The organism is Hydrogenophaga sp., from assembly GCF_022844385.1.
GTDB lineage: Bacteria > Pseudomonadota > Gammaproteobacteria > Burkholderiales > Burkholderiaceae_C > Hydrogenophaga.
Map to the genome: position 1 here is coordinate 33,155 of NZ_JALHLX010000003.1, position 24,656 is coordinate 57,810.

The 24,656-nt window shown below is 66.4% G+C and carries 27 protein-coding genes; 2 read left to right on the forward strand and 25 right to left on the reverse strand.

From position 1 onward, the window contains the following. Positions 1-45: 45 nt before the first annotated feature. The 8 genes from Q0C59_RS01180 to rpe form a co-directional block, all read right to left on the reverse strand. A complete protein-coding gene (locus tag Q0C59_RS01180) occupies positions 46-846 on the reverse strand; it encodes an HAD-IA family hydrolase (protein ID WP_182120489.1) in 801 nt (266 codons plus the stop codon). 13 nt (positions 847-859) lie between these two features. Then, positions 860-2,050 (reverse strand): phosphoglycerate kinase, encoded by a 1,191-nt coding sequence (locus Q0C59_RS01185; RefSeq protein ID WP_246331029.1) that lies wholly within the window; start codon positions 2,048-2,050, stop codon positions 860-862. Beyond that, positions 2,047-3,054: a type I glyceraldehyde-3-phosphate dehydrogenase gene (gene gap / locus Q0C59_RS01190; RefSeq protein ID WP_182120491.1), complete on the reverse strand. Its 1,008-nt coding sequence runs from the start codon at positions 3,052-3,054 to the stop codon at positions 2,047-2,049. Before gap ends, Q0C59_RS01185 begins: the two co-directional genes overlap by 4 nt. Beyond that, on the reverse strand, positions 3,051-3,782 hold the full coding sequence (locus Q0C59_RS01195; RefSeq protein WP_182120492.1) for an HAD-IA family hydrolase: 732 nt from the start codon (positions 3,780-3,782) through the stop codon (positions 3,051-3,053). Before Q0C59_RS01195 ends, gap begins: the two co-directional genes overlap by 4 nt. A gap of 11 nt (positions 3,783-3,793) precedes the next feature. Next, the gene (gene tkt, locus Q0C59_RS01200; RefSeq protein WP_291210648.1) at positions 3,794-5,848 is read right to left on the reverse strand and encodes a transketolase; all 2,055 of its coding nucleotides are present in this window, start codon (positions 5,846-5,848) and stop codon (positions 3,794-3,796) included. Continuing rightward, a complete protein-coding gene (locus tag Q0C59_RS01205) occupies positions 5,848-6,732 on the reverse strand; it encodes a phosphoribulokinase (protein ID WP_182120494.1) in 885 nt (294 codons plus the stop codon). Before Q0C59_RS01205 ends, tkt begins: the two co-directional genes overlap by 1 nt. Positions 6,733-6,754: 22 nt before the next feature. Then, entirely contained in the window at positions 6,755-7,843 is a 1,089-nt protein-coding gene (locus Q0C59_RS01210; protein ID WP_182120495.1) for a class 1 fructose-bisphosphatase, read from the reverse strand. A gap of 74 nt (positions 7,844-7,917) precedes the next feature. Further along, the gene (rpe, locus tag Q0C59_RS01215; protein WP_182120496.1) at positions 7,918-8,598 is read right to left on the reverse strand and encodes a ribulose-phosphate 3-epimerase; all 681 of its coding nucleotides are present in this window, start codon (positions 8,596-8,598) and stop codon (positions 7,918-7,920) included. A 438-nt stretch (positions 8,599-9,036) separates the two neighbouring features. Between rpe and Q0C59_RS01220 the strand changes: the two genes are divergently transcribed. Then, positions 9,037-9,957 (forward strand): LysR substrate-binding domain-containing protein, encoded by a 921-nt coding sequence (locus Q0C59_RS01220; RefSeq protein ID WP_291210650.1) that lies wholly within the window; start codon positions 9,037-9,039, stop codon positions 9,955-9,957. 64 nt (positions 9,958-10,021) lie between these two features. Here the strand turns inward: Q0C59_RS01220 and Q0C59_RS01225 are convergent, their stop codons facing one another. The 17 genes from Q0C59_RS01225 to Q0C59_RS01305 form a co-directional block, all read right to left on the reverse strand. Continuing rightward, positions 10,022-12,265, reverse strand: coding sequence for a SulP family inorganic anion transporter (locus Q0C59_RS01225; RefSeq protein ID WP_291210652.1), 2,244 nt, complete (start codon positions 12,263-12,265; stop codon positions 10,022-10,024). 141 nt (positions 12,266-12,406) lie between these two features. Continuing rightward, a complete protein-coding gene (locus Q0C59_RS01230; RefSeq protein ID WP_291210656.1) occupies positions 12,407-12,709 on the reverse strand; it encodes a hypothetical protein in 303 nt (100 codons plus the stop codon). Between the two features lie 52 nt (positions 12,710-12,761). Further along, complete coding sequence (locus tag Q0C59_RS01235; RefSeq protein WP_291210659.1) at positions 12,762-13,586, reverse strand: serine protease; 825 nt, start codon at positions 13,584-13,586, stop codon at positions 12,762-12,764. An 8-nt stretch (positions 13,587-13,594) separates the two neighbouring features. Beyond that, complete coding sequence (locus tag Q0C59_RS01240; protein WP_291210662.1) at positions 13,595-14,224, reverse strand: BMC domain-containing protein; 630 nt, start codon at positions 14,222-14,224, stop codon at positions 13,595-13,597. A 14-nt stretch (positions 14,225-14,238) separates the two neighbouring features. Beyond that, complete coding sequence (locus Q0C59_RS01245) at positions 14,239-16,593, reverse strand: nitric oxide reductase activation protein NorD (protein WP_291210665.1); 2,355 nt, start codon at positions 16,591-16,593, stop codon at positions 14,239-14,241. A gap of 26 nt (positions 16,594-16,619) precedes the next feature. Further along, the gene (locus Q0C59_RS01250; protein WP_291210668.1) at positions 16,620-17,534 is read right to left on the reverse strand and encodes a CbbQ/NirQ/NorQ/GpvN family protein; all 915 of its coding nucleotides are present in this window, start codon (positions 17,532-17,534) and stop codon (positions 16,620-16,622) included. 33 nt (positions 17,535-17,567) lie between these two features. Next, positions 17,568-17,780, reverse strand: a complete 213-nt coding sequence (locus Q0C59_RS01255; protein ID WP_291210671.1) for a hypothetical protein — start codon at positions 17,778-17,780, stop codon at positions 17,568-17,570. Next, the gene (gene parA, locus Q0C59_RS01260) at positions 17,777-18,412 is read right to left on the reverse strand and encodes a ParA family partition ATPase (protein ID WP_291210673.1); all 636 of its coding nucleotides are present in this window, start codon (positions 18,410-18,412) and stop codon (positions 17,777-17,779) included. Before parA ends, Q0C59_RS01255 begins: the two co-directional genes overlap by 4 nt. A gap of 2 nt (positions 18,413-18,414) precedes the next feature. Then, positions 18,415-18,675 carry a 4a-hydroxytetrahydrobiopterin dehydratase gene (locus Q0C59_RS01265; protein ID WP_291210676.1) on the reverse strand — a complete coding sequence of 87 codons (261 nt, stop codon included), beginning with the start codon at positions 18,673-18,675 and terminating at the stop codon, positions 18,415-18,417. After that, positions 18,668-19,105 (reverse strand): bacterioferritin, encoded by a 438-nt coding sequence (locus Q0C59_RS01270; protein ID WP_291210679.1) that lies wholly within the window; start codon positions 19,103-19,105, stop codon positions 18,668-18,670. The genes Q0C59_RS01265 and Q0C59_RS01270 overlap by 8 nt, the downstream gene beginning before the upstream one ends. Before the next feature lie 33 nt (positions 19,106-19,138). After that, on the reverse strand, positions 19,139-19,489 hold the full coding sequence (locus Q0C59_RS01275; RefSeq protein ID WP_291210682.1) for a BMC domain-containing protein: 351 nt from the start codon (positions 19,487-19,489) through the stop codon (positions 19,139-19,141). A 57-nt stretch (positions 19,490-19,546) separates the two neighbouring features. Beyond that, entirely contained in the window at positions 19,547-19,843 is a 297-nt protein-coding gene (locus Q0C59_RS01280; protein WP_291210685.1) for a BMC domain-containing protein, read from the reverse strand. 57 nt (positions 19,844-19,900) lie between these two features. Further along, positions 19,901-20,197, reverse strand: coding sequence for a BMC domain-containing protein (locus Q0C59_RS01285; protein WP_291210687.1), 297 nt, complete (start codon positions 20,195-20,197; stop codon positions 19,901-19,903). Between the two features lie 98 nt (positions 20,198-20,295). Then, positions 20,296-20,541: a carboxysome peptide B gene (locus Q0C59_RS01290; RefSeq protein WP_291210689.1), complete on the reverse strand. Its 246-nt coding sequence runs from the start codon at positions 20,539-20,541 to the stop codon at positions 20,296-20,298. Next, positions 20,541-20,798: a carboxysome peptide A gene (locus Q0C59_RS01295; RefSeq protein WP_291210692.1), complete on the reverse strand. Its 258-nt coding sequence runs from the start codon at positions 20,796-20,798 to the stop codon at positions 20,541-20,543. The genes Q0C59_RS01290 and Q0C59_RS01295 overlap by 1 nt, the downstream gene beginning before the upstream one ends. A gap of 25 nt (positions 20,799-20,823) precedes the next feature. After that, positions 20,824-22,311, reverse strand: coding sequence for a carboxysome shell carbonic anhydrase (locus tag Q0C59_RS01300; RefSeq protein ID WP_291210694.1), 1,488 nt, complete (start codon positions 22,309-22,311; stop codon positions 20,824-20,826). 26 nt (positions 22,312-22,337) lie between these two features. After that, positions 22,338-24,191, reverse strand: a complete 1,854-nt coding sequence (locus Q0C59_RS01305) for a CsoS2 family carboxysome shell protein (RefSeq protein WP_291210696.1) — start codon at positions 24,189-24,191, stop codon at positions 22,338-22,340. 253 nt (positions 24,192-24,444) lie between these two features. On the opposite strand from Q0C59_RS01305, the gene Q0C59_RS01310 reads away from it, so the two are divergent. After that, positions 24,445-24,636, forward strand: a complete 192-nt coding sequence (locus tag Q0C59_RS01310) for a hypothetical protein (protein ID WP_246331035.1) — start codon at positions 24,445-24,447, stop codon at positions 24,634-24,636. Positions 24,637-24,656: the final 20 nt, after the last annotated feature.

Here is a 24,656-nt window from a genome sequence, read left to right on the forward strand (position 1 = left end):
TCGTTGAGTGGGCAGGAAGTCGGTGGGATGCGGGAAGCGGGCTGGCTAGGGGTAGTCGCTGATCGTGTCGCGTTGCGTGAACCAGTCGGCGATGTCGGCCAGACGGATGCGGTCATCCTGGCCAGCGTTTGGCTGCGGAGAGCGAGCACCCGGCGCAGGGCGCCAGCCTTCGCGCGTGTGCAGACCCAGCCCGACGGCGATGGCGCCCTCGACCGCCGCCTGGGCGAAGTAGAAGCTGCGGGTGACGATGACTGGGCAATTGGCGGCACGCGCCGCCGCCACGCCACCCGGCGAGTCCTCGAGGGCGACGGCTTCGAGCGGACCGACGCCCAGCGCCTGCATGGCCTTGACGAAGACCTCGGGATCGGGCTTCTTGCGCTGCACGTCCTCACCGCAAACGACAGCGCCGAACCAATCAGCCCAGCGCTCACCCATGTGCTTGCGCATCAGGGCTTCCAGGTTGGAGCGGCTCGTCGTCGTCGCGATGGCCATGCGAACGCCCTGGTCAAGGCACTCGTGCATCAACTCGAGCACACCCCCGCGCAACGGGATTCCCGTGCCGGCGACCAGTTCGGCGTACAGCGTGTTCTTCTTGGCGTGCAGCGCACGCGCCAGCGCGTCGCGCTCGCCGGCCAGCGGCGGTGCGTCGGGCCGGCTGTTCATATCGTGCATCAGGCGCTCGCGCCCGCCGGTGACCTGCAGGAGTTGCCCATAGCGGGCATCGTCCCAGCGCCAAGGCAGCCCAAAGGCCTCGAAGGCAAGGTTGAACGCGACCCGATGCCCGTCGCGCTCGGTCTCGGCAAGCGTGCCGTCGACGTCCCACAGGAGTGCTTTGAGTTTGCTCATGGGCGGCGTTCCGTCACAGTGCGCGCTTGGCGAGGATCTCGAAAGCCGGCAGCGTCTTGCCCTCGAGCACTTCGAGGAAGGCGCCGCCGCCGGTCGAGATGTAGCCCACGTCGCCCTCGATGCCGTACTTGGCGATCGCGGCCAGCGTGTCGCCGCCGCCGGCGATCGAGAACGCGCTGCTGTCGGCGATCGCCCGCGCGATCATCTCGGTGCCCTTGGCAAAGGCGTCGAACTCGAACACGCCGACCGGGCCATTCCAGACGATGGTGCCGGCGGCCTTGAGTTGGGCGGCGAGCAGTGCCGCAGTCCTGGGACCGATATCGAGAATCAGGTCGTCGTCGGCCACGTCGGCCACGGCCTTCACCGTCGCCGTCGCATCGGCCTTGAACATCTTGGCGCACACCACGTCGACCGGGATCGGCACTGCGGCGCCGCGCGCCTTCATCGCCTCGATCACCGCCTTGGCTTCGTCGACGAGGCCGGGCTCGGCCAGGCTCTTGCCGATCGGCAGCCCCGCGGCGAGCAGGAAGGTGTTGGCGATGCCGCCGCCGACGATCAGGCCATCGACCTTGGCCGCGAGGCTCTGCAGGATGGTCAGCTTGGTGCTGACCTTGCTGCCGGCGACGATGGCCACCAGCGGCCGCTTCGGTTGCGCCAGTGCCTTCGTGATCGCGTCGATCTCGGCGGCCAGCAGCGGGCCGGCGCAGGCGACCTTGGCGAATTGCGCGATGCCGTAGGTGCTGGCCTCGGCGCGGTGCGCGGTGCCGAAGGCGTCGTGCACGAAGATGTCGCACAGCGCAGCCATCTTGCGGGCGAGCGCCTCGCTGTTCTTCTTCTCGCCTTTGTTGAGGCGCACGTTCTCGAGCATCACCACTTCGCCCGGCGCGACCTTGACGCCGTCGAGCCAGTCAGTTGCCAGGCGCACCTCACGACCCAGCAACTCGCCCAGACGCGCAGCCACCGGCTCGAGCGAATCCCCCGGTTTGAACTCGCCTTCGGTCGGCCGGCCGAGGTGCGAAGTCACCATCACCGCCGCACCGGCGTCCAGCGCCATGCGAATACAGGGCACCGAAGCGCGGATGCGCGTGTCCTCGGTGATGCGCCCCGCATCGTCCTGCGGCACGTTGAGGTCGGCGCGGATGAAGACACGCCGGCCCTCGACGGCGCCCTGCGCGATCAGGTCGGCGAAGCGCAGCACCTTCACCGCGACGCTCCCATCACGCGCACCATCTCGAGCACCTTGCTCGAGTAGCCCCATTCGTTGTCGTACCAGGCCACCACCTTGACGAAGGTCGGGTCGAGCATGATGCTGGCCTCGGCGTCGAACACAGAGGTGCAGGCCTCGCCGCGGAAGTCGGTCGAGACGACCTTGTCCGTCGTGTACCCGAGCACGCCTTTCATCGCCCCCTGGCTGGCGGCCTTCATCGCGGCGCAGATCTGTTCGTAGCTCGTCTCTTTCGAGAGTTCGGCCGTCAGGTCGACCACCGACACGTCGCTGGTCGGCACGCGAAACGCCATGCCGGTGAGTTTTTTGTTCAACGCGGGAATCACCCGGCCCACGGCCTTGGCCGCGCCGGTGGACGAGGGGATGATGTTCTCGAGGATGCCGCGGCCACCGCGCCAGTCCTTGTTGCTCGGGCCGTCCACGGTCTTCTGCGTCGCGGTGGCGGCGTGCACCGTGGTCATCAGGCCGCGCTTGATTCCGAAGCTGTCGTTGAGCACCTTGGCCACGGGCGCCAGGCAGTTCGTCGTGCAGCTGGCGTTGCTGACGATCGTCTCGCCGGCGTACTGCGTGTGGTTGACGCCGTAGACGAACATCGGCGTGTCGTCCTTGCTGGGCGCGCTCTGGATCACCTTCTTCGCGCCCGCGTCGAGGTGCTTCTGGCAGGTATCCAGCGTCAGGAACAGGCCGGTCGCTTCCACCACCACGTCGACGCCGACATCGCCCCAGGCCAGCGCGGCCGGGTCCTTGACAGCAGTGAGCCGGATCTTGCGGCCGTTGACGACCAGCGTGCCGCCGTCGACGACTACGTCACCCTTGAAGCGGCCGTGCACGCTGTCGTACTGCAGCATGTAGGCGAGATAGTCGGGTTCGAGCAGGTCGTTGATCGCGACCACCTCGATTTCGTTCTTGAAGTCCTGCACGGCGGCGCGAAACACCATGCGGCCGATGCGGCCGAAGCCGTTGATTGCGATGCGAATTGTCATGATGAACTGGAGAGGTGCTTTGCAGCGGGTGAGCCGTCGGGCGCGCAGGAGCGGCCGGCGATAACAAAGTGGGCAAGTTCGTCGAGACTGCGGAACAGTCGCGCGGGGCGCGCGTCTTCGATCGGCTGACCCGCGTTGTAGCCGTACGGAACGGCCCACGCGGTCACCCCAGCGTTGCGTGCCGCCTCGACGTCGATGCGCGAGTCGCCGACATGGCCGCATCGATCGGCATGGCCGCCCAGCTGCTTGACAACATGGCGCAGCACCCCGGGATCGGGCTTCTTCACGCTCAGTGAATCGCCGCCGATCAGCAGATCGAATTGGTCCCAGAGTCGATGCGCGCGCAGCAATCGCTCGGCGTGGCGTTGTTCCTTGTTGGTGACGCAGGCCAGCTTGACGCCGGCGGCCTTGAGTAAGCGCAGCGCTTCGCGTGCGCCCGGGTAGGGAACGCTCGAGGTACCAGTGGTCAACGCATAGTGTTCGTCCATGCTGGCGAGCACTTGGTCCGGCCGTACGCGCTCGGCGAGATGGGGCTGCTCAATCATGACCCGGCCCAGCAACTTGATCATGAGCTCGCGCGTGCCGGCGCCGATCAGCGCGGTCACCTCCGACGCCGGGCGGCGCGCGATGCCGTGCGACTCGAGCGCGCGATTGGCCGCCTCGGCGATCTCCGAGGCCGTGTCCACCAGAGTGCCATCGAGATCGAAACTAACAATGTCGTAGTGCATGTCGGTGGTTTTCAGTTGGGGGATCGGACGAAGCGATCTTCGAGCGCCACCTGCCGGCGCGCCAGTTCGGCCAGGGCCTTGGCGTTGAGGCCGAAGTGCTCATAGACCTTCGGCCCGGGCGCCGACTCGCCGAAGCTGTTGACGCCCAGTGCCTCTGCACACTGGTACTGCCCCCACCAGGCGGTGACGCCTGCTTCGACGCCAATGCGCGGGATGCCCCGGCCGAGCACTTGCTCGCGCCAGCCGGTCTCCTGCCGATCGAAGACGGTGCTGCTGGGCAGGGAGACCACCCGTGCCGCGATGCCCAGCGCATCGAGCAGGCGCTGCGCCTCGATGGCGAGGGATACTTCGGAGCCGGTGCCGATCAGCACCACTTGCGGCTCCGGACGGTCGGAGAGCACGTAGCCGCCGCGACGGATCTGCATCACCTGTTCCGGCGTTCGTGCTTGCGGCGGCAGGTTCTGGCGCGACAGCAGCAGGGCGCTCGGCCGAGTGCGTTGTTCGAGCGCGAACGCCCAGGCCACCGCCGTCTCGGCGGCGTCTCCGGGCCGCCAGACGTCGAGATTGGGGATCAGGCGCAGGCTGGCGGCATGCTCGACGGCCTGGTGCGTGGGCCCGTCCTCGCCCAGGCCGATGCTGTCGTGCGTGAAGACGTGGACCACGCGCAGCTTCATCAGCGCGGCCATGCGGATGGCGTTGCGGTTGTAGTCGCTGAAGGTGAGGAAGGTGCCGCCGTACGGAATGAAGCCGCCGTGCAGGGCGAGCCCGTTCATGATCGCCGCCATGCCGAACTCGCGCACACCGTAGTTGATATGGCGTCCGCCGCTCTGGCCGGCACGCACGGCACCGCAGCCCGGGAAGTCGGTCAGGTTCGAGCCGGTAAGGTCGGCGCTGCCGCCGAGCATCTCGGGGATCTTGGGTGCCAGGATGGCCAGCGTTTGCTGGGAGGCCTTGCGTGAGGCAACCGCCGCCGTGGCTTGTCCGAGTTCGACCATCGCCGCCAGCGCGGCCTCGTGGAACGATGCCGGCAGTTCGCCGGCAATCCGGCGCTCGTACTCGGCGGCCAGCGCGGGGTGTTCGGTCCGGTAGGCCTCGAAGGCCAAGCGCCATTCGGCCTCGCGTTTGGCGCCCAGATCGCGTGCGCTCCAGCGCGCGCGCACGGCGTCGGGGACCTCGAACGGTCCTGCCTGCCACCCGATCGCGGCCCGCGTGGCGGCGATCTCGTCGGCCCCAAGGGCTTCGCCATGCGCCTTGGCGGTGCCGGCGCGCCCCGGGGAGCCGCGGCCGATGGTGGTGCGGCAGACGATCAGCGTGGGTCGGTCGGCGGATCGGCGTGCCTCGGCAATGGCTTGCCCGACGGCCACGGTGTCGTGGCCGTCGATCGGGCCGATCACGTTCCAGCCGTAGGCGCGAAAGCGCTGTGAGGTGTCGTCGGCGAACCAGGCGTGCACCGCACCGTCGATCGAGATGCCGTTGTCGTCGTACAGCGCGATCAGCTTGCCCAGCTTCCACACGCCGGCCAGCGAGCAGGCTTCGTGGCTGATGCCTTCCATCAGGCAGCCGTCGCCAAGGAAGACGTAGGTGTTGTGGTCGACGACGACATGTCCCGGGCGGTTGAACTCGTCGCCCAGCAGCTTCTCGGCCAGCGCGAAACCCACTGCGTTCGTCAGGCCCTGGCCCAAGGGTCCGGTCGTGGTTTCCACGCCGGGCGTGAGGCCGACCTCGGGGTGCCCTGGGGTTTTGCTGTGCAATTGGCGGAAGCGCTGCAGTTCCTCGATCGGCAGCTCATAGCCCGTCAGGTGCAGCAGTGCGTACAGCAGCATAGAAGCGTGACCGTTGGACAGCACAAAGCGGTCGCGATCCGGCCACTTCGGGTTCGCCGGGTTGTGTCGCAGGTGCCCATTCCACAGCGCCACGGCCATTTCTGCCATGCCCATTGGCGCGCCGGGGTGGCCGGAGTTGGCCTGCTGCACAGCGTCCATGGCCAGGGCGCGCAGCGCGTTGGCGAGTTCGTCGTAGCGGCCGCTGTCGGGGCGCAGTACGCGGTCGGTGGAGGTGCCGGCCATTACAGGGCTCCCAGCGCGCGATGGCGCTGTTCCATCATGCGCCAGATGTAGGGCGTGAAGATCAGCTGCATCGCGATCTCCATCTTTCCGCCCGGCACGACCAGCGTGTTGGCGCGGCTCATCCACGAGTTGTCGATCATGTTCAGCAGGTAGGGGAAGTCAATGCCCTTGGGATTGGCGAAGCGGATCACGCAAATGCTCTCGTCGGCGCTCGGGATGTCGCGTGCAATGAAGGGGTTGCTGGTGTCCACCACCGGCACGCGCTGGAAGTTGACGTGCGTGTGAGAAAACTGCGGCACGATGTAGTGCACATAGTCGGGCATGCGGCGCAGGATCGTGTCGGTGACCGCCTCGGCCGAGTAGCCGCGCACGTTTTTGTCGCGGTACAGCTTCTGGATCCACTCGAGGTTGATCACCGGCACCACCCCGATCAGCAGGTCGGGGTGCTTGGAGATGTTGACCTCGGGGGTCACGACCGCGCCATGCAGGCCCTCGTAGAACAGCATGTCGGTGCCGGCGGGCAGGTCTTCCCAGGGTGTGAAGGTGCCGGGCTCCTGCTTGTAGGGCGCGGCCTCCACGGGGTCATGCAGGTACTTGCGACGCTTGCCCGTGCCCGACTTGCTGTAGCTGGCGAAGAGCTGCTCGATCTCGGCGAACAGGTTGTTGTCGGGCCCGAAGTGGCTGAAGTTCTTGTCGCCGGCCTTTTCGGCTTCGGCCTGGCGCGCGCGCATCTCCTTGCGGTCGTAGCGGTGGAAGCTGTCGCCTTCGATGACCGCGGCGGTGACCTTCTCGCGGCGGAAGATGTTCTCGAACGTGCGCGTGACCGACGAAGTGCCGGCGCCGCTGCTGCCGGTGATGGCGATGATCGGATACTTGTGGCTCATGGCGTTCTCGGATGGTTCTGGTTCAGGCTCTGAACAGGCCGCGCTCGGCAAACAGGGGTGGCGGTGCTGCGCTTGGCCCGGGTTCGCTGTGGTAGCGCTCGATGAGCTCGACCTCGTTCTTCGAACCGAAGATCAGGCCGATGCGCTGGTGCAACGATGTCGGCTGCACGCCCAGCATCGGCTGGCGTCCGGTGGTGCAGCGCCCGCCCGCCTGCTCCATCACGAAGCCGATCGGGTTGGCCTCGTACAGCAGGCGCAGCCGCCCCGGCTTGTTCGGGTCCTTGGTGTCGCGCGGGTACAAGAAGACGCCGCCGCGCATCAGGATGCGGTGCGCCTCGGCCACCATGCTGGCGATCCAGCGCATGTTGAAGTCCTTGCCGCGCGGCCCGGTCTTGCCGGCCAGGCACTCATTCACATAGCGTGTGACCGGCTGCTCCCAGAATCGGCTGTTGGAGCTGTTGATCGCGAACTCCTGGGTGTCGGCTGGCACCTGGATGTTCTTGTGCGTCAGCACGAACTCACCGAGATCCGGGTTCAACGTGAAGCCGGCCACGCCGTTGCCGACAGTCAGCACGAGCATCGTCGTCGGGCCATAGAGCGCATAGCCGGCGGCCACCTGCGTGGCACCGGGCTGCAGGAAGTCGGCTTCGGTCACGTCGCGGCCACTGTCGATCACGTCTTGCGGCGCACGCAGGATCGAGAAGATGCTGCCGACCGAAACGTTCACGTCGATATTGGACGAGCCGTCCAGCGGGTCGAACACGAGCAGGTACTTGCCGCGCGGGAAGACCTGCGGAATCTGGCTCGGCGAGTCCATCTCTTCCGAAGCCATGCCCGCCAGCTCGCCGTTCCACTCGTTCATGTGCAGGAAAATCTCGTTGGACAGCACGTCCAGCGGTTTCTGCACCTCTCCCTGTACGTTGACCGCGCCGCCTTCGGCCGGAACGGCCATGCCGCTGTCGAGCGCGCCGTAGGCGACGATGCGCGCGATGGCCTTGCAGGCGATCGAGACGTCGAGGATCAGCGCGTTGAGGTCGCCGCTGGCCTGCGGGAAGCGGCGGCGTTCCTCGATTAGGTAGCGGGTCAGCGTCCAGCGTTGCGAGAGTGGCATGGTAGGGCCCTGTGGTTCGTGGTTCGGGTGTGGTTGCTACCGCTGTCTGGCAAGCGCGGCGTACGAGATGTGCGTCAGGCGACGAGCGGCCCGGGCGCGCTCAACTCGGCGCGCATGGCCTGGATGACGGAGCGGTAGTCACCGGCACCGAAGATCGCGCTGCCGGCAACGAAGGTGTCGGCCCCGGCATCGGCGGCGCGCCGGATGTTGTCGACTTTGATGCCACCGTCGACTTCGAGCCGGATATCGCGCCCGCTGCGGTCGATCAGCTTGCGCGCCTGCTCGATCTTGCGCAGTGCCGAGTCAATGAAGCTCTGACCGCCGAAGCCCGGATTGACGCTCATGATGAGCACGAGGTCGATCTTGTCCAGCGTCCACTCCAGTATGTCTAGCGGCGCGGCCGGGTTGAACACCAGGCCCGAGCGCTTGCCCTCGGCCTTGATCAACTGCAGCGTGCGGTCGACATGCGCGCTGGCATCGGGATGGAAGCTCACCAAGTCGGCGCCGGCCTTGCAGAAGGCCTGCGCCAGCGTGTCCACCGGCTGCACCATCAGGTGCACGTCGATCGGCGCGGTTGTGTGCGGACGCAGCGCCTGACACACCATCGGGCCGAAGGTGAGATTGGGGACGTAATGGTTGTCCATCACGTCGAAGTGGATCCAGTCGGCGCCGGCTTCGACCACCGCGCGCACCTCCTCGCCAAGGCGGGCGAAGTCGGCCGACAGCAGCGAGGGTGCAATGTGGTAGGTGGTCATGGTGTGTGCGGGGATAAAGTCGGATCTAAGCCGATCCATCTGGGTACTTGCTTCAACGAATGAATGCTAGGTGACTGGTTGGATAAATGAAAGTTAGAATCTCTGTGACTAATGATTAGCAAAAGCTAAACTATCGAGGTGAATCTTGGTATTGATCGAACGTGTTACCCGCAAGATCAGCGCGCTGCGCAGGCACTGTGGCATCTGCAACAGGTTTCGTGCCACGCGCGAATGTCCCTCGGGTAAATCCCGATCCGAAAGTCGCAAGTCCTTGAATTTGAAGGGGCTTAAACGGCTGTCCCACATGCGAAGCGATACAAGAGCGTCGGCCGATCGGCAAGCCGGTTGTCTATTTGCAGGAGCTTCGGCAAGTGATCTTTCATCACGTCAAGGGGAAATGGCCAGGATCCTGACTGGCGCCTGCCGCGCGAACGCCCCATGCACGTGACCTTTCGCCAACTGACCGTGTTCGCCGAGGTCGCCCGGCAGTCCAGCGTGCTGCGCGCTGCCGAGGCGCTGCACCTGACACCCCCTGCGGTCTCGCTTCAGATCAAGGAGCTGGAGAACCAGGTCGGCCAGACGCTGTTCGATCGCACGGGGCGGCGCATGTCGCTGACCACGTCGGGCGAGTACTTCCTCGTCTACGCGCGCAAGCTGCTGGCGACGTTGAAAGATGCGCAGGATGCGATGGCGCGGCTGAGCCGCCTGGAGTCGGGGCGCCTGACGATCGGCATGGTCAGCGCGGCGATGTACTTTCTTCCGCAGTTGCTGGCGAAGTTCCACGCCGAACACCCGGCCGTGGACGTTCGGCTGCGCTTGGGCGTGCGCGACGAACTGGGTGCCATGCTTCGGGCCGCCGAGGTGGATCTGTGCGTGATGGGGCGGGCGCCGAACGACGTGCCCTGCCGCGCCGAGCCGTTCGCGATGCATCCGCACGTACTTGTCACCTCGCCGAGCCACCGCTTCGCACGCGCCGAAGCCGTGCCGGCGGCGGCGCTGGCGGAAGAGCCGTTCGTCGTGCGCGAGGCCGACTCGGGTACGCGAATCGTGCTCCACGAGTACCTGGAGCGGCATCGCATCCAGCCGACCTTCGTGATGGAGATGCCCAGCAATGAGGCGATCAAGCAGGCCGTCATGGCCGGCATGGGGGTCAGCCTGCTGTCGCTGCACACGATCGAACTCGAGTGGAAGAACGGCCTCATCGCCGCGCCCGCAGTGGAAGGCATGCCACTGATGCGCCGCTGGCATGTCGTGTATGCCTCGGGTAAGCATTTATCGCCCGCCGCCGAAGCGTTCAGGTACTTCATGCTCGAGCACGCGGAAGCCCACTTGGCGAGCTTGTTCCGCGAAGCCCAATAAGCAGGGCGGCAGGGCTGACGGAACGTGTCGTTGACCGGGCCAATCAGGTCCGGATCAGGTGCCGTCAAGTCACTGCGGAGTGGTCTGCGAGCGCCGTTGCCAGAGTAACGAGCATTTCGGTGTGCTGTGCGTCCTCCAACTCCCGCTGCGGGCAGAAGGCGAGCACGACGCGCCCACGGATTTCAATGTAGAGCGGGCCAAAGCGCTCCAGCGCATCGAGCACCGCCGGTGGCATGTCCGGGAGCCCCTGTCCCGGCGGCATGTAGAGCCGGTAGCCGGGCGCCGCAGCGACGTCGGAACGCTCGCTCAGGTTGACGAGATAGCGCTCCAGGTAGTGCCCGGGCGTGAGGACGAAGTCGGGCTGCGTCGAGTCGGCCGGGAGCTCGTACATCATGAGCGTGTGCCGGTGCGGCACGTGGTAGTCAGGGGCCGAAGTGTGGCTGTAGTCGAACAGCCGAATCTGCCCACCGGCCCAGGCGCCGTGCATGAGGTTGCTGATCTCGCGCTGATCGCCGCGCCGCAGGTAGACAAAATCGTGGCGGTTGATGATGGCCGCGACCTGCGGCGCGAAGGCCAGCCCCAGCCGCTGGGCCAGCGCCGCCATCTGCTGTGCACGCTCGTCGCGCTGTGCGATTCGCTGCGCAATGTGCGGCTCCTGCATGCGGGCGGCCAGCGGATGCGCCGAGAAGGCATGAAAGCGCTCGATACCGTCCACCGAAAATGGCCGCCCGTGGGCGGCCGCTTCTTCCTCGAAGTGCTGCAGAAACTCGGCCGCCGTGTGGTCGATAATGCGTGCCGACTCGGTGAAGCGCAGCCGCACACCGTCGCTCTGCGGCAGGCGCGCCAGCGCTTTTTCCAGCGGCAGCAGGTTGAAGCCGACCAGCGAGCCCAGCGTCAGCACATGCACGGTCTGGCCCGCGTGCTCCTCGCTGCGGTGCTTGATGACCGGGCTGCGGAACATGCTGGTGAAGTTGGTCCACAGCAGGCGGCTGGAGGTGCCCCAGTCCATTCGCCCGGTCAGCACCAGCCGCACCGACGGCATCAACAAATAAACCAGCAGCACCAGTTCGATGGCCACGCCGATGAACATGCCCAGCAGCAGGTCGGTCAGTAAAATGGCCAACACGGTGCCGACGAACACCACAAAGCGGTCGCGGCCGATGGCCAGCATGCGCGTGAACAGCGCGGGCTCGCACAGGCGCCAGCCGATGTAGATCAGGATGCCGGCAATGGCCGCCAGCGGGATGAGCCGGAGCACATCGGGCAGCACCAGCACGAACAGCAGCAGGAACAGACCGCTGTACAGGTTGGACCACAGGGTGCGCGCACCGGCGTCGATGTTGGCGCGGCTGGGCACCGCGTTCGGGATCACGGTGAGCCCGCCGATCATGCCCGAGGTGAGGTTGCACACGCCCATGGCGCGCAGGGTCTTGTTGGCATCGGACTTGCGCCGCCAGGGGTCGAGCTTGTCCACCGCCTTCACGCTGGCGACCGACTCCACGCCGTCGATCATGGTGAAGGTGAACACTACCAGCGCCATCGTCAGCCACAGATCGGGGCTGGACAGGAAATGGGCAAACGCCGGAAAGTGAATGCCATCCAGCACGTGCTCGGGCATGGCGATGCGCAGCTTCGCATCAAAGCCCAGCAGCGAGCTGGCCAGCACGCCAAAACCGGCCACGACGATCGCCGCCGGAAGCCAGCGCCAAAGTCCGTTGAGCTTGCGCCGCAGTGCAAACATCAGCCCCAGGCTGACGATGCCCACCCCCGCCACCAACCACTGCGCTTGCACCAGCTGTTGCGGCAAATTGCCGATGGAGTCCAGCACCGATTTGGAGGGAATGGACGGCGCACCCAGCAGCGCTGGAACCTGGCGCACGATGATCATGATGCCAATCGCCGCGAGCATGGCCTCCACCACGGTGGCCGGCAGCATGGCGGCGTACTGCCCGGCGCGCAGGGCGCTGAGCAACAGTTGCAGCACGCCCGTGAGCACGATGGCCACCAGCACCAGCGGGTAGCCCAGCGCCAGATCGCCGTGCCCCAGCAGCAGCATGCCCCACAGCAGCACCGGAGCCAGCGCCGCCGCCGGCCCGCTGACGGTGACGTGCGAGCCGCCCAGCAGGGGATACAGCAGGCCCGCGACGATGGCCGAAATCAGGCCGGCGATGGCCGGGGCGCCCGATGCCAGCGCCACCCCGAGGGAAAACGGCATCCACAGCAGCGCCACCTGCAGGCCGGCTGTCGCGTCATGGCGCCAGTGCCTGAGCCCGGCAAAGCCGCTGGCGGGCGTGGTCTCTAATCCCATCTCACCTCCCCGATGGGTCGCGACTGGGCGGTATCAAAGTCAGACATGGTTTGACCCCAAAACGATGAACAAACACAAAACGAACGCTGCCTGACGCGGCGCCAGGCCATACAGCGCCCAGGACGCAGCGCGCACTACGCCCTACTCGTCGTCACCCAGCTCAGGATTCCAGCCCAGCCCTCGGCCACGCGCCGCGGCCCAGGCATACAGTTCGGCATGGCTTTGCTGCAACGCGGGCGGCAACCGGCTGGGTAAGGCGCCGTGTTCGTCCCAGGTCTTCGACACCTTGTCCATGAGTTGCTGCATGCGGCTCAGGTCCCAACCCGCGCAGTCTTCACTGCGCGGCAGCAGCTGGAACAACCATGCATCGAGCACGACACGCCCGAGCGTGGTCATGCCGTGCGAATCCTGGTTGAAACCGCTGTAGATGATCTTGTCTTGCATGTTGTCTCGGCACTGTTGTGGTTGTGGTTGTGGTCGGATCAGGGCAGGGGCCCTATTCGAGCCATTTGCCCAGGTACGCGTTGATGACTTCGACCACCGCCTGCGACTTGATGACCAGGCCCAGGTCGATCATTTCCGAGCCCATGACCATGCCCTGGTTGTTGGGCGGCACGGGCGCCACCACCGGGTGATTGGCCTCTTCGCGGAAGAAAACCGCCGCCACCACGCCCGCGAACAGGAATCTCTTGCCCACGCTCTGCTGCGGACGCAGCGTCTCGGGCAGGTAGACGAACACCGGGCTGCCGCTGGAGCCGGGGTAAACGGCGGCATCGATCAGGAATTCGGCCCGCCCCTCGAAGTTCAACGCCATGGGTGTGGCCGTGGTGCCGCGCCGCAGGATGGGCATCAGGTTGACCTGGTCCCACACGCCGCTGGGGTAGCCCACGAACAGCACTTCTTCCAGTGCGTCCAGCGCGCGGGTGGCGGCCTCATCGGGCACCAGACGCGTGTCGATGGGCTGGTAGTACAGCTCAACATCCTGGGCGTTGGCGGCCTGCTCCAGCGGGCGCATGGGCACGATGGCCAAGTCCACCGCCGGGTCGGGATGCCCGAACCAGGCCTGCGGAAAATCATCGATGTTGAGCTGGAAACGCTGACCCAACAGCGGCTGACCATGGCGCTTCTGGGTGAACACCAGCCCCCCGCGCCGCACCCCTTCGACCAGATGCCGGTTGGTGACGATGAAGGTGTGGCTGCCGCGCGCGTGCGCATGGCTGACGACAAACGCGGTGCCCGAGCCCTCGCTGCCATCTTCCAGCACCGTGTCCACGCGAACGGTGTTGAACAGCAGCTTCTTGGTAGTGGAGTTGATGTCCATGGGCTATTTCAGTCCTGCCGCGCCTGGCGGTTGAGCTGGTCAATGGCGCGGTGCGCGGCCTGCGCGGCCGCCTCGGCCTCGGCCTCGGTGCCCATCATGGTGAGGCGGCCAAAACTGCCGAAAGCCTTGACATCCACCAAGGTCACGTTGGCGGCCTTTTCGGCCTCGTTGGCAGCATAGACGATGTAACCGGCCGGCTCGGTTTCCAGGATGAACATGCTCTTGCCCGGCAGCAACATCGAGCCCTTGCGCAGTTGCCGGTTGATCAGCGTGGCATGGTCGGGGGTGACGGCGCAGATGACCTCGCTCCAGGCGATGCGGCAGGCCATGCGGTCCCCCTCCTGGGCACCGAGCTGCTCCAGCATGATGCGCCCGGCCTCCTGCACCTCGCTCTGGTTGCGGTAGTGAATTTCCATCGAGCCGAACGAGCGCTCCACGACCTGCTCGCCCATGCGCACATTGGTGCGCTTGAGCGCGATGTCGGACAGCCGGTGCACCGCCATGCCGGGCGCGACTTCGACCCACAGGCAGGCGTCGCCCGGTATCGGCAGAAAGCCCTGGGACGAGGTGGCCAGGTACGAGGCCAGTTGCGGCTGCAACGAGTCGATGAATACGAAGGCGCGCAGGCTGATGTCCATGGATCGCCTCGGCCTCAGCGGGTCAGGCCCATGTAGAGCAGCGGCAGCTTTTCGGGCAGGCGCTCCACATGATCGATGACGGTGAAATTCTTGGCGCCAAAAATGCGCGCCACGTACTGGTCGGCGTGCGGGTCCAGGCTCAGGGCATAGACGGTGATGCCATCGCGCGCAAGCTCTTGCACCGCGCGCTGGGTGTCCTGGCGCAGGTACTGGGGGTCGCGCACGTCGTTGTCGGCCGGTTCACCGTCGGTGATGATGAACAACACCTTCTTGCGCCTGGGCTGTAGCTTGAGCGCCGCGCCTGCGTGGCGCAAGGCCGCACCCATGCGGGTGGAGTAGGCGCCCTTCATGCCCGCCAGCCGCGCCTTCACGAGGGCGTTGTACGGTTGGTCAAAGTCCTTGAAGCGGTGGTAGTGCACATCGTGTCGGCCGTCGGAGCAAAACCCGTGCAACGCGAAGGGGTCGCCAATGCGGTCCAGAGCGTCCGACAACAGCACCGTGGCGGCGCGCGACAGGTCCATGATGCTGTAGTCCTGCCCGCGCACCTTGTCGTTGCACGACTCGGACATGTCCAGCAGCACCATCACCGCCAAGTCGCGCTCGCTGCGCTGGTTGCGCATCATGATGCGGGTATCGGGTTGCTGGCCCATGCGGATGTCGATCATGGCGCGCACGGCTGCATTGATGTCCAGCTCGTCACCGTCTTCGACCCGCCGGATGCGCTGCATGCCCTGCGGGATCATGGAACCGATCAGGAACTTCAGGCGCGACATCACCGGCTTGTGGTCGCTCTCAATCTGCTCGATCAGCGCCAGCTCGCCCAGCGGCGGCTGGCGCTCCAGCACCGTCACCCAGCTCGGGCGCTCTAGCTGGATCTGGTGGTCCCACTCGTGGTAATGCACCGGGTCGGCCACGGGCGGGCGGCCCTCCAGCGAATTGATGCTCACGCCTTCCTGGTCGAGGTAGAACTCGCTCGGCAGCACCCAGATTTCCTGCGCGTCATCGCCGGCAAATTCGTTGTTGGTCTCGTTGACCATCTCCATCAGGCGGACCTTCTTGCGCACCTGCTTCGGGGCCCAGGTGGCTTCCAGCGCCGCCGCCTCGTCGTAGGCCTCGGACGCCCAGACGGTGCGGTTGTCGTCGCGGTAGAGCGCGCGCAGGCCGTCGGTGCGCGGGTTGTATTCGGGCAGGTCCAGCGGGCCCAGGCTGTGCGCCAGGGCCACGCCGATGTTCCAGCTCAGCTGGTTGCTGGACAGGTCGGCCTCGGCCCGGAACAGCGCCACGCCTTCCTGCACCCAGGGGTGCGGGTCGCTCGACTGTTCTTCCAGCAAAGCCCGCGCCAGGCGGTTCAGCAGGTCGCCCAGACTGGTGGGCTCGGCCGCATCGGAGGGCGCGTGAAACACCAGCCAGGCTGCCCGCATGTTGGGAAACCGGCTGCAGGCCAGCGCCTCCACGCGCGCATCTTCCACCACCTCGATGATCGCCTTTTGCGTGTTGTTCAGCGTCTGCAGCGACAGCGGCGCCTGCGTGAACATCAGGTGCGCCGCGCAGTGGTTGACCACGGCGCGGTAGACCTCGACCCCCGCCACCACGCCGCCGTCCGGCGTGTCATCGCCCTGGGGGCGGAAGTCGTCGTAGGCATCGGCGATGTGGACACAGAAGCGCTCGATGTACGGCTTGAGCCCGTCGCGGTTTTCGTAGTCGCCGGCGGTCGGGCGCAGAAAGACGTCGCGACCCCACATGGCGCGCAGATAGATGTTCAGGCGGCGCTGCACGTCCACGAACAAGGTGCCCTTGCGCTCTTGCTGCAGCACCGACAACGCATCGCCGCTTTGCAGCGAGAAGTACCTGACTTGGCCCTCAAAGTCGGCCTTGTAGGCCTGCGCGCCCCACATCACCCAGCGCCGCAACCCGCCCAGCGTGAGCTGGGACAGCAGGCGGTCCAGGTTCTCCAGCATCGGGCGCAGGCCGCGTGGCGCCTGTGCCAACACGATGGACAAGACGTTCAGGTAGTGGCGAAACAGCTCTTCGTCACCCAGGCGGCTGGCCGCCAGCGGCGCCGTGCCCACGATCAGCGCGAGCACCGCACCGGAGGTCTTGGACGCCATGCCGAGCAGGAAGTTGACTACGTCGGGCAGCACATCCTCGCCGATGGCGCGTGCCACCTCGGGCATGGTCTGGATGAAGCTCACCACCAGTTCTTCGCCGCGCCCCAGCTGGTGCAGGGCCACCGCGCCCTTGAGATAGTTGTCCAGCCCGCGCGCCGAAAACACCCGCGCCGCTTCGCCCCAGGCCGCGCGCAGCACCTCCTGTGCGTCTTGCGGCAAGTCCGCCAGAAGCTCAGCGTGGTCGTCGAGGTGGATGGCCATGGGACGGGTGCGGTGCGGCTGCCGACTCAGAAGTAGGTGGTGACGGCCGCGTCGAGCGCGTCGCGCATGTCGGGGTCGTCGGTGATGGGGCGCACCAGCGCCACCCGGCAGGCGGCCAGCGCCGACACGCCTTGGGCAATCAGCGAACCCGCGTAGATCAGCATGCGGGTGGACAGGCCCTCGTCCAGGCCGTGGCCCTTGAGGTTGCGCGCGCGCTCGCCGATGTGCACCAGCTTCTTGGCCACATCCAGGCCCACACCCGACTCGTGCGCCACGATCTCGGCCTCGGTGTCGTGCTCGGGGTAGCTGAAATCCAGCGCGCCAAAGCGCTGCTTGGTGGACTGCTTCAAGTCCTTCATCAGCGACTGGTAGCCCGGGTTGTAGGAAATCACGATCTGGAAGTCGGGGTGCGCCTGCAGCAGTTCGCCCTTTTTTTCCAGCGGCAGCACGCGGCGCGCATCGGTCAGCGGGTGGATCACCACGGTGGTGTCCTGGCGTGCCTCAACCACCTCGTCCAGGTAACAGATGGCCCCATGGCGTGCCGCTACCGCCAGCGGACCGTCCTGCCAGCGCGTGCCCTGGGCATCCAGCAGATAGCGACCCACCAGATCGGAGGCGGTCATGTCTTCGTTGCAGGCCACGGTGATCAATGGTTTGTCCAGCTTCCACGCCATGTACTCGACAAAGCGTGTTTTGCCACAGCCGGTGGGGCCTTTGAGCATCATGGGCATGCGCACCGAGTACGCCGCCTCGTACAGCTCGACCTCGTCGGCCACCACCCGGTAGTAGGGCTCGCTGCGCACCCGGTGCGGCGCTAGCACATCAGCGTCTGTGGAGGTGGCCGAGGCCTGGCGCAGCGAGGCCTGGGGCGCCTGCTGGCTGGCGCGCGCCAGCGCTTCCTGGCGCGGCGAATAGGTTCTGGAGTAGAAATCGTTAGGCATGGAGGGTCCCCTCAAACATCGTTCAACCTGGGTTCAATCGGGCCACACGCGATCCGGGAAAGCGATGCCGCTGTGGGTCGGCGCCTGGGTGGCCACTGGCTTTGCGGCAACGGGCTTGGGCGCCGTCGCCTTGGTGGCGGTAGGTACCGGGGAGCGACCGGTTTTGGCGGTGACAGGTGCAACCGGCTGCGTGCGGGTCTTGGCCTGGCGCACGCTAGCCGAGAGCTTGTCTTTTAGGTTGGTCATGGTTCAAGAATCTCGTGGATGATGGCTTCGATGTCTGCGGCGGCGGGCGCGCCACGCCCACCCATCTGGTAGACCGACACGCCGTCCAGCGCAGCGGTGCGAAAGGCGGCACGGCGCCGTACGGTGGCCTGCAGAACCGGCAGTCCGAAGTCGGCCAGGGCTTCGGTCATGGCCCCGGACAACGCGCTCTGCGGCTCCATCTGGTTGAGCACGAGGTAGGCCCGGATCTGAGGCCGCAGGCGGCGCGCCTCTTCGATCTCCAGCGGCAGGCGCAGACTGGCCCACAGGTCCACCGGCGAAGGCAACACTGGAATCAGCGCCAGATCGCAGGCACGCAAGGCCTGCACCGAAGCATGGCTCTCCAGCGACGGTGGACAGTCCAGCACCACGTGGGCAAAGGCCCGAAACGTCTGGCGCAGGCTGCGCGCATCCCACTTTCCTTGAAGCTGCTTGACCGACACCGGAAACGGCGCACTGCCCTGGCTGGCCCACTGCACCGAAGAGCCCTGGGGATCGAGGTCGATCACCACCGTGTTGCCGCGCCGGGCCAGGCCGGCGGCCAGGTTCATGGCCAGCGTGGTCTTTCCCGCGCCGCCCTTCTGGTTGATGACCGCCGTGACCTGGGTCGGCATGGTCAGACGCCCGCAGGGTGGTACAAAGCGTTGATACGCACCGCAAGATCGGCATCGGCCAGACCGGCCGCGTTCGGATCCAGCGTCACGTTCACATAGGTGCTGCCAAAATTGATGTTTTGCGGGTGCACGCCCTGGGCCTCGGTCAGCGCCGACAACGCGTCCACGAAGTCACGCGTCTGACCATAGCGCTCGAAATCAAAGCGCCGGAACAGCGTCGGCTGCTTGCCGCGGGACTCCCAGCCATCGGGTTGCTCAGCCATGGTTGATTTGCTCCGTCATGAGGTGATCCATGTCGGCCAGATGCGCCATTTCTTCTTCAAGAATGGACCTCATCAGCTCGGCCACATCCCCATCGCGCACACGGGTGGCGTGCAACAGGGCTTCTTGGTACAGGTGCACCGCGTCGAACTCCATTTGCCGGTTGGCCCGCAACAATTGTTCAACCGTGCGCCCCAGCCGGACAGGTGCCAGAACGCTGGCGCTGGGGGCCACCCCCAGCAAAATCAAACGCTCCATGAGCCGCTCGGCATGCCCCAGCTCCTCGGCCGCTTCGCGCTGCAAATGCCCGGCCAGTTGCACCTCGCCCCAGAGTCGCGCCAACGCGCTTTGCGCCAGGTACTGCTGAACGGCACCGAGTTCATGCGTCAGTGCCCGACTCAGCCAGCCCAGGGTGCGGGGATCTGCGTTCATGGTCCAAGGGTGTCAGCGGCGACCGACAGGGCGTTAGCTGCGCACCATGGTGATTTCACCGTCGAGGCCACCACCTTCGCCATCGGGGGCGGTCGGCAGCATGCCTTCGACTTCGGTGTGCACGCGAGCGATGATGTGCGCGGCCACCAGGCCATCGCCCACGCGCTCGCAGGCGTCGGCACCGGCGCGCACCGCGGCGTTGACGGCACCGGTCTCGCCACGCACCAGCACCGTGACGTAGCCGCCGCCGACGAACTGGCGACCCACCAGACGCACCTCGGCGGCCTTGGTCATCGCGTCCGCCGCTTCAATGGCGGGCACCAGGCCGCGCGTTTCAATCATGCCCAGGGCAACACCGCTCACCGCAGCTCGTACATTGGCCATTTGGGTTCTCCATCGCTCCGCAGAGCATTGTTGTGGGTATCGGATCTGGGAGCCAGATCAGGGGGTCGGTGCGGACGGCAGCATGCCTTCCACTTCGCTGTGCACACGGGCGATGATGTGCGCGGCCACCAGGCCGTCGCCCACGCGCTCGCAGGCATCGGCACCGGCGCGCACCGCGGCGTTGACGGCACCGGTCTCGCCACGCACCAGCACCGTGACGTAGCCGCCACCGACGAACTGACGACCCACCAGACGCACTTCGGCGGCCTTGGTCATCGCGTCCGCCGCTTCAATGGCGGGCACCAGGCCACGCGTTTCAATCATGCCCAGGGCAATGCCTCTGTTGTCAGCCATGTCTATCTCCTCGTTGGGGGTGATGGGGGGTGCCCAGTCTGCGGGGGTGCAGAACGTTCAGGCGGAAGGCGTGGAGGGCAGCATGCCTTCCACTTCGCTGTGTACACGGGCGATGATGTGCGCGGCCACCAGGCCGTCGCCCACGCGCTCGCAGGCATCGGCACCGGCGCGCACCGCGGCGTTGACGGCACCGGTCTCGCCACGCACCAGCACTGTGACGTAGCCGCCACCGACGAACTGACGACCCACCAGACGCACTTCGGCGGCCTTGGTCATCGCGTCCGCCGCTTCAATGGCGGGCACCAAGCCACGCGTTTCAATCATGCCCAGGGCAATGCCTCTGTTATCAGCCATTTCAATACTCCTTCATGAACAAAAAGAACCAGAACTAAAACCAAACCACCTCGAAGTCTCAAGGCCTTCGTCTACCCCACCGCCCGTCCATCGCGGTCTCACGGATCCCACTGATCAATGATTCCGCAAATGGTCAGGTCGGTGATGACCTGCGGGTCGCTCATCGCCAGCCGCGCCGCGCTGCCGCTGGTGGTGAACACCCATTTGCCCTCCGGCACGCCCACCGCATCGGTGGCCACCGACAGATCACCCTGCTGACTCTGAAGCACCCGAAGCGAAGCCGAGCGCAAGCCCGGCACCCGGCGCGTGCACACCAACTCGTCTTTGACGCGCATGATGTCCATCAGACCGCCTCCCCTTGCCAGTGATCGATGATCCCGACGATGGTGAGATCGGACGGAAACTCGCGGCTCCCCGCAGCATCCCGCGCTGCCGACGAACCGACACAAATCACCCAGTCTCCGGGGATGCAACCCACGGCGTCCACCGCCACGCTGCGCGCGCCGCCCGCCTTGTCCTGCACCACCAGCAAAGGCCGGTGTCCAAACGCGTTGATCCGGTTTGTCGACACCAGCGTTTTCTCGACTTTCATGATCTTCATAAATGCCTCTTGTCGGCTGTGGACTTCAATGACCGCTGGTAACGGTGGACGCGTCGATCCAGGCGCAGCGCTCGCTGCCGTCCTGGTCGCTCACCGCCATCTGGCAATGCAGCAGACCCTGTGCATGCAGGGACGCGTAGCGCGACTCGATGGCCGACCTGACCCGCCGACAGCGGCTGATCGCGCGTTCGCGGGCACCGGGCACGCGGGACGCATAGTGGAAGTGCACCAGCACCGGCACCGGCAGGCCGCGGCTGACGTTGAGCCCGGTGAATATCTTGATGCCCACGTCCAGGTCGGGCGCTCCCTCTTCCACGGTGTCGAGGTGGGCGAAGTAAAACTTGTTGCGCAACTGCAGCTCGCTCATGGCCTCGCCCGCGCAAATGAAGCGTTCGTTGTGCCCGATGTCGGCGTAGCGGCCTTCGTGGTGCTGGATCACGTATTCGATCTGCGACAAGTTGGCCTCCAGCAGGCGCTCGACGAGCTGGCGCATGCCGGGACGCAGGCCGCCATCGCGCGCGGCGCTCTCCACGGCGCGGGCAATCGCCTCGCGCGCAGCGGGCGCGCTCAGGCCCAGCGTGTCGCGAAAGAGCTGCGCACTCTCCGCATAGCGCAGCGGGCAGTTGGCCGACTGCTCATCGGGCAGGTGCACGCGAATCGCATCGGTGTCGGTGTCCATGCCGATCAGCAGCGTCTCGGGCGCAGCGCCCCGGCCAAAGCTGTTGTCCACGGCGGCGCGCAGTTCATCGAGCTTGGCGGTTGCCGCCATGGTGGCCAGGTGGTCCTGGCTGCCGTGGGCGGCGCAGCCCTGGTGGCAGGGGTTGGAGGTGCTGTAGTGGTAGACCGCGATCTTCAAGTAGTTGCAGCTCTCGGCACCCACCATGCCACCGCTTAGACGTTCCAGCTCGCGGCGCGTCCAGTCGACCACGTCGGCCTCGACATCGAACAACGCACCGGCGTAAGCCTTGACGGTGACCGCGTCGTTCGGCGCAATGCGGAGCACGAATGGCAGCAGACCTTGCAGGCGACCGTCGGCACAGGGACTGAGATCCACCGTGTGGTAACCACACGAGCGCAGGAACGCTTCATTGATCGCCATGCGCTCCAGCCAGGGCGCCTGGTCGACCGCAGCACCTTCAATGCAGGCCTTGAAACTGCGAAAGATGCAGTGCGCATGCAGGGCACGCAGATCCAGACCGCTGATCCAGGCGTCGTTCAGCAGCGCTTGCGGCAGCGCATAGCCCAGCTGGGCTTGCGCCAACTGCTGGGCACGCACCGCGAAGTCCAGCTCATGCTGCAACGCGGACAAGGTCTTGAGCAAGCCACCGATAGGAGCGAAGCGCCCGCGCACCCGCTGCTCGTAGGCATACAGGCGCTCGTTCAGCGCTTGGTCCACCAACGCGTGTTCGCAGCGCTGGTTGGCACCCACGACACACGCCGGGTTGTCCAGGTCCTGCGGCTGGCGCAGGCCTGCGACTGAGCGCATGGCGGCAAGGCGTTTGAGCGTGTTCACCGTGGTGTCCCTGGAGCCTTGGGTACTCAACCGCGCGCGCCGCCCGACAGGGTCACGGCAGCACCCTTGGCGGTGTTGCCGGACGAACCGGTGACCCGGCTCTGCGGCTGCTCGACACGTTCGACCTTGCGGAACTGCAGCGCCGACATGCCCTGGCCACGCGCCTCACCGCGCTGCGACGGGTTGCGGGCCAGCGATGAAGTGCCTTCGGTCCCGGTCACACGACCGGAAGTCTGCCAGGCCGAGCCACTGATGCGGGCACCCGACTGGCTGCCTTCACCGGTGAGCCGGGTGGCCGCAGCCGCGCTGACCTCTTCCTGCTGCGGCGCTGCCACGGGCTCGCTCTCGCGGTGGCGAAACTCGGGGGTGCCGGTAATGAGGCCACCGCCTTTGTTGACCGTGCCGGTGATGCGCTGACCACTGAACGCCGAACCCGTGACGGCGCCCGAGGCCCGTTCTTGCGCCTGGCGCGATGGTGGGCGGATGCTGAAGTCCTTGGCCGCGGCGGCTGGCGTGGCGGTTTTTTCCGGGCGAGCCGGGACCACAAAACGACCGCTGGTGCTGCACTGCTTGGGCAGGTTGTCGGCGCCAAAATAAGGGGTGCCACTGATGGGGCCACAGGCGCCGCGCTGGTCACCCGTCATCGCGCTGCCACCGGCCCCCGGGCGGTCGCCCGTCACGGTGGCGGCAGAGATCAGCGTTTCGCGGCGACCGAGTGCCTGCTGGGAGTCCCGTTGCGCGGGTTCGCAAAAGCCCTGGTACTGCTGCGTGCCAATGTATGCCGTGCCGCTGATCGGTGCGCAGCCGCCGTGCTCGTCGCCGGTGACCTGCTTTGAGCGCCCGAGCCGGGTGCCGGTGATGGTCTGGTTGTTCCAGGTCTGGTCCTGCCCCACCTTGCGCACGGGCTGCACCAGCTCGGTGGTGGCACACACCGCCCCCTGCTGGCGGGCGCTGATGTAATCGGTGCCCGTGACGGCACGGCATCCGCCGCGGTCGTCACCGGTCACTTTGGAGCTCAGGCCGACTTTGGTGCCGGTGACCGTGCTGCCCGCCAGGGTCTGCACCGTGGCCACTTTCGGGGGAGCCTCGCGACCGGCGGGTTGGCCAAAGTCGGTGGCGTTGAAGTACTGGCTGCCGGTCAGCTGCCGCGTGGCACCGGGCTCGTTGCCCGTGACCTTGACGGAACGCCCGACCTCGACACCCGACACCGCTTGTCCGCCTTGCGACGACATGACACTGACCTTGCGCGGGCCGGGCAGGGGCACGGCATCACAAACCGTCTGCTGCTGCTCACGCGACAGGTACTCTGTGCCGGTGACGCTGCGGCACGATCCGGCCTCGTCACCCGTCACATGGGCCGAACGACCGACCTCGGTGCCCGTCACCTTCTGTTCGCGCAAGGTGCTGCTCACCGCCACCTTGGCCGGACCTGGCGCGGGCCGGGTGCCACACACGGAGCTGAACTGCTCCAGACTCAGGTATTCGGTGCCGGTGATGCTTTTGCAGGCACCGGCTTCGTTGCCGGTCACTTTGCGGCTGCTGTCCACCGGGGTGCCAGTGACGGACTGGCCGGACAGTGTGTGACCGATGGCCACCTTGGGCGGCGCAGCAGTCGTTTCATTTTTGGCGCGCATGCGGCCATTGGGCCGGGGTGCTGCCGAGCCGGTGTCTTCGCGACCAACCAGCGCACGCACCAGGCGGCGTTGCTTGGCCACTTCGCGGCCCGACGCACCTTTTTCAATCGCCTGCTGCCAGTCTTGCTGGGGCAGCACGGCGGCCAGCCGGGTGGCTTGGGCCACGCGAAGCATGGCCTTCTTTCCATCGGTGGCCAGGGCAACACGGCGGGCGCGGGCCAGCGCACGGGTCGAACCCGTGTCCATGGCGGGTGCATATGGAGCGTGTGCCCCACTGAAAGCGGGTTGCACAACAGACGACTCGAGCGGACCTGAAGCGGTCGCGCAGCCCGCACCCTTGCAACCACAGCCGCAGTCGGCAGCCAGCGCTTGCTGCGGCAAGGCCACCGGTGCCCGTGTCCGCGCCGGTCGCGTGGCCGCAGCCTGCACACCCAACGCCGATTTTCCCGACTGACTCAAGGCCTGACGGCGCTGGCGGGCCGCGCTCGTCGTCGGCGCCATGACCGCTGCCGAACGCTCGACAGCAGCCACGGCGGTGCGTGGCGTCGACCTGGCCATCGCCATCGCAGGCCTGGGCACTGCGGCAACCGCCGACTGCGCTGCAGCGGACCTGACCACACCGGCCTTGCCGCGCAAAGCCATGGCCTGGCGCCGCTGCAGGGCCAATTCGCGACCCGAAAGGGTCACTTGAACTGCGCTTGAGCCAATGGA